Source organism: uncultured Nevskia sp. (genome assembly GCF_903885465.1).
Classification (GTDB): domain Bacteria; phylum Pseudomonadota; class Gammaproteobacteria; order Nevskiales; family Nevskiaceae; genus Nevskia.
On the sequence record NZ_CAISIQ010000313.1, the window covers coordinates 1 to 4,469 of the forward strand.

At 65.0% G+C, this 4,469-nt stretch carries 4 protein-coding genes; 2 read left to right on the forward strand and 2 right to left on the reverse strand.

The window, feature by feature from the left end; translation table 11 throughout:
* Both QZY06_RS12185 and QZY06_RS12190 read left to right on the forward strand, forming a co-directional pair.
* The coding region (locus QZY06_RS12185; protein ID WP_367275627.1) for a chorismate-binding protein at nt 1-172 on the forward strand (172 nt) is incomplete at its 5' end.
* A 5-nt stretch (nt 173-177) separates the two neighbouring features.
* Nucleotides 178-1,035: an alpha/beta fold hydrolase gene (locus QZY06_RS12190; RefSeq protein WP_295684669.1), complete on the forward strand. Its 858-nt coding sequence runs from the start codon at nt 178-180 to the stop codon at nt 1,033-1,035.
* 59 nt (nt 1,036-1,094) lie between these two features.
* Here the strand turns inward: QZY06_RS12190 and QZY06_RS12195 are convergent, their stop codons facing one another.
* Nucleotides 1,095-2,462: a TrpB-like pyridoxal phosphate-dependent enzyme gene (locus QZY06_RS12195; RefSeq protein ID WP_295684670.1), complete on the reverse strand. Its 1,368-nt coding sequence runs from the start codon at nt 2,460-2,462 to the stop codon at nt 1,095-1,097.
* A 146-nt stretch (nt 2,463-2,608) separates the two neighbouring features.
* Nucleotides 2,609-4,255 (reverse strand): NAD(P)/FAD-dependent oxidoreductase, encoded by a 1,647-nt coding sequence (locus QZY06_RS12200; RefSeq protein ID WP_295684672.1) that lies wholly within the window; start codon nt 4,253-4,255, stop codon nt 2,609-2,611.
* Between the last annotated feature and the right edge of the window lie 214 nt (nt 4,256-4,469).

Sequence of the window (4,469 nt, forward strand, 5' to 3'; positions counted from 1 at the left end):
GGCCATCGCCATCCGCACCGCCGTGATCAAGGACGGCATGGTCCACGCACAGGCTGGTTGCGGCGTCGTCGCCGATTCGGTGCCGCAGTCCGAGTGGGACGAGACGGTGAACAAGAACCGCGCGGTGACCCGGGCGACGGCTGACGTGCTCGGCGCGAAGCCGGACCGTTGAGGTCCTTGACCCCGCCTACCGAGGTGCGCCGCTACGTTGCCGACGATGGCGTGGCGCTCATGGTCGATGTCGGTGGCGATCCTTCTGCACCGACCGTGATCCTGAGCCACGGCGGCGGCCAGACCCGGCATTCCTGGGGTACGGCGATGGCGCGGCTGCTGGCCGAGGGCTATCAGGTGATCAATGTCGATGCCCGCGGCCATGGCGAAAGTGATTGGTCGCCGATCAGCGATTACCGCATCGAGCGTCTCGCCGCCGATCTGCAGACGATCGTCCGGACCCTGCCGTCACCCCCGGCACTGGTTGGCGCTTCGATGGGCGGCGCGGCGTCGCTGATCGCAGCGGCCGAGTTGGGCACCGCGAGCGCGCTGGTGCTGGTCGATGTCGTACCGCGGCTGAATCCCGAAGGCGCGGAACGGATCATCGCTTTCATGCGCGCGCGGCCAGATGGCTTCGCCACACTCGAGGAAGCGGCCGATGCCGTCGCTGCGTACTACCCGCAACGCCGCCGGCCACGTGATCCTTCAGGCTTGATGAAGAACCTGCGCAAGCGTGCCGACGGCCGCCTGCATTGGCATTGGGATCCCGCTTTCGTCGCCAATGCCCAGGTGGTTTCCGAGCCGCCGCGCTTCACCGAGCGGTTGTACGAGGCTGCGGCCAGGGTCCGGGTGCCGACGCTGCTGGTGCGTGGCATGGAAAGCGACATCGTCAGCGAAGACAGCATCGCCGAGTTCCGCACCCATCTGCCGGCGCTGGAAGTCTGCGATGTTGCGGCCGCCGGCCATATGGTTGCCGGCGACCGCAACGATGCTTTCAACGACGGCGTCTCCGGTTTTCTCCGCCGGCACCTGCCCCAGCCGTAGGGCGGCCCGCGGCCGCCGACGCCGTCAGTCTGCAGGGCGCTCGGCAGGCGTGGCCCGCCCTACGTCCCGACCTTCGGCAGGTTCTTCAGCGATTCGTTGATCGCCTCGCTCGGGTAGTCGTAATCCTCGAGCTGGCCGGACAGGTAGCGGTCGTACGACGCCATGTCGAAGTGGCCGTGGCCGGTGAGGCAGAACAGGATCACCTTCGGCTCGCCGGTCACTTTGCAGCGCAGCGCTTCGTCGATCGCCGCACGGATGCCGTGACAGGATTCGGGCGCCGGGATGATCCCTTCTGCCTGCGCAAACTGGACGCCGGCTGCGAAGGTCGCGACCTGCGGCACGGCGATCGCTTCGATCTGCCGTTCGAACAGCAACTGCGACACCAGCGGTGAATCGCCGTGATAGCGCAGGCCACCGGCGTGGATGCCCGGCGGCATGAAGTCATGGCCGAGCGTGTACATCTTCATGATCGGCGTGTAGCCCGAGGCATCGCCGTAATCGTAGGCATAGGCGCCCTTGGTCAGGGTCGGGCAGGACGTTGGCTCTACCGCCACACAGCGCAGGTTCTGCGCGCGCTTTTCGCCGGCCATCTTGTCGGCGAGGAACGGGAAGGCGATGCCGGCGAAGCTGGAGCCGCCGCCGCAGGGGCCGAAGATGATGTCCGGATACAGGCCGATCTTGGCGAACTGCTTCTTCGCTTCCAGGCCGATCACCGTCTGGTGCATCGCCACGTGGTTGAGCACCGAACCGAGCGTGTAGCAGACGCCTGGCTCGCTGGCCGCTTCCTCGACCGCTTCGGAAATCGCCAGGCCCAGCGAGCCCATCGAGTTCGGATCGGAAGCCAGCGCGTTGCGACCGGCCAGCGTGCGATCGGTGGGGCTGGCGAACACTTCCGCGCCCCAGGTCTGCATCATCGAGCGGCGGAAAGGCTTCTGCTGGAAGCTGACCTTGACCATGTAGACGCGCACCGGCAGCCCGAACATCTGGCCGGCGTAGGCGATCGACGAACCCCACTGGCCAGCACCGGTTTCGGTGGTCAGCCGCTTGGTGCCGGCGAGCTTGTTGAAGTAGGCCTGCGGCACGGCCGAGTTCGGCTTGTGCGAACCGGCCGGCGATACGCCTTCGTACTTGTAGAAGATCTTCGCCGGCGTGCCCAGCGCCTGCTCCAGCCGCAGCGCACGAATCAGCGGCGACGGCCGCCATTGCGCGTAGATCTGCCGCACGTCCTCGGGAATCTCGATCCAGCGTTGCGCCGACATTTCCTGCTCGAGGATCGGCCCCGGGAAAATCGCTCCCATCGCTTCCGGCGTCACCAGCTTGCCGTCCGGCCCCAGCGGCGGTGCCGGCGGATTGCTCATGTCGGCAACCACGTTGTACCAGTGCTTCGGGATCTCGTCGGCTTCCAGATGGATGTGGAGCGGCGTCATCTTCAGGGTCTCCTCGTTATCGTGACGTTTGATGAGAACGCTACCCGATCACCTGCAGTGCTCCAAGTCGGGCCACGCCTCGCCCACGAAAAAGGGCGCGACCGTCGAACGGTCGCGCCCTTGAGACAAGCCCGACTAAGCGGGCTTCAGCTCATCGCAAAGCCTTCGTAGTCCTTCGCCGCCACTTCATCGCACTTGCCGCGATAGGTGCCGACGCCGCCGCAGTACGACAGCAGACGACGCGGCTTGCCTTCGACGTTCGAGCCCATGTACCAGCTGTCGGTCTTGACGATCAGGGTCGCGTTGGCGACGTCGTCATGATGCTGGACCCAGGCGTCCTCGAACGCCTTGGTCGGCTCGATTTCGGTCACGCCCTTGTCGCGCAGGCGGATCATGCAGTTGCTGATCCAGTCGACCTGCTGCTGCAGGCAGGTGGTCATGTTGCAGAGCGCTGCCGATGGCGCCAGCGGCACGGCGGTGGTGAACAGGTTCGGATAGCCGTGCACGCCCACGCCCATCGCGGTGCGGATGTCCTTGCCCCAGTCGTCCTTCAGCGAACGGCCGCCGCGGCCGCGCACGTCGATGCGGCTCAGGGCACCCGAGCCAGCGTCGAAGCCGGTGGCCAGGACCAGGATGTCGACCTCGTGCACGGTGCCGTCCTTCATCTGCACGCCGTTCGGCAGGACGCGTTCGATGGCCGATTCACGGCAGTCGACGATCTCCACGTTACGCCGCATGTAGGCTTCGAGGTACTTGCTTTCCAGCGGCACGCGGTGGGTGCCGAAGCCGTAGTCGGAAGGCTTGGGAATCAGCTTGTCGCAGAGATAGGGATCGTTGTTCAGGCGCTCGCGCATCTTTTCGCGCACGAACTCGGAGATGTCGGCGCTGGCCGCTTCATCGGTGAACACTTCCGGAAACGCCGACAGCCACAACGCCAGCGAGCCATCCTTCCAGTAATGCTCGTAGATCGCGCGGCGCTCGGCCGGCGTCTTGTCATGCCAGGATCCGTTGGCGAAGTCGTATTCGAAGCCCGAGAACGTCGACTGCACGCGCTGCTTGAGGTCCTCGAAGCCTTCGACCTTCTTGTCCCAATCCGCTTCCGAATACTTCGGATTGTTCATCGGGATGACGTACTGCGGCGTGCGCACGAAGGCCTTCAGCTTGGTCACCTTCGAAGCGATCGTCTGGATCACCTGGATGCCGGTGGCACCGGTGCCGACCACGCCGACGGTCTTGCCGGTCCAGTCAATCGCTTCCTTCGGCCAGCGTGCCGTGTGGAAGACACGGCCCTTGAACGTGTCCTGACCCGGGAAGCGGTTTTCCAGCGGCGCGGACAGCATGCCGGCGCAGCTGATGAAGAAGCGCGCGGTGACCGTTTCGCCCTTGTCGGTCGAGATGGTCCAGAGCTTCTTCGTTTCGTCGTAATGGGCGGCGGTGACGCGCGTCGAGAAGCTGTAGTGCTTGCGGATGTCGTGCAGATCGGCGACGTGGTTCAACCACTGCTCGGTTTCCGGCTGTGCCGGGAAGCGCTCGGTGGGCTTCCACTGCGCGTACATGTCCTTCGAGAACCAGTACTGGTAGATCTCCGCTTCGGAATCGAAGCGGGCTCCCGGGTAGCGGTTCCAGTACCAGGTACCGCCGACGTTGGAGCCTGCCTCGAACGATTTCACCTTGAAGCCCGCCTCGTTCAGCCGATAGGTCTGGTACAGGCCAGCCACACCTGCACCGATCACCACGGCGTCGTACTGCGGGGTGCCGGTCTGGGCCGGCGCGTTCTGGGTAGCGGTTGCCATCTGTTCTCTCCGTTATCGCACTTGGGTCCGTCGCAGCCTTCCGGGCATGCGGTCGGTAATGGATTTCGAGCGCTGGAAGGTCACGGAGCGTGTGCTTCCAGCGTCTGGTGCTCGAATCATGACCGTTTGAGGGAGCGCTGACAGCTACCCGCTCGTGTGGGAACGCGATTCCTGGGAATGGCAAAAACGAACCTTGGCGGAATTCGGCTGGCCC

Coding starts and splice junctions, on each gene's coding strand:
- QZY06_RS12195 (WP_295684670.1), bottom strand. CDS start 2,462: ATGACGCCGCTCCACATCCATCTGGAAGCCGACGAGATCCCGAAGCAC.
- QZY06_RS12200 (WP_295684672.1), bottom strand. CDS start 4,255: ATGGCAACCGCTACCCAGAACGCGCCGGCCCAGACCGGCACCCCGCAG.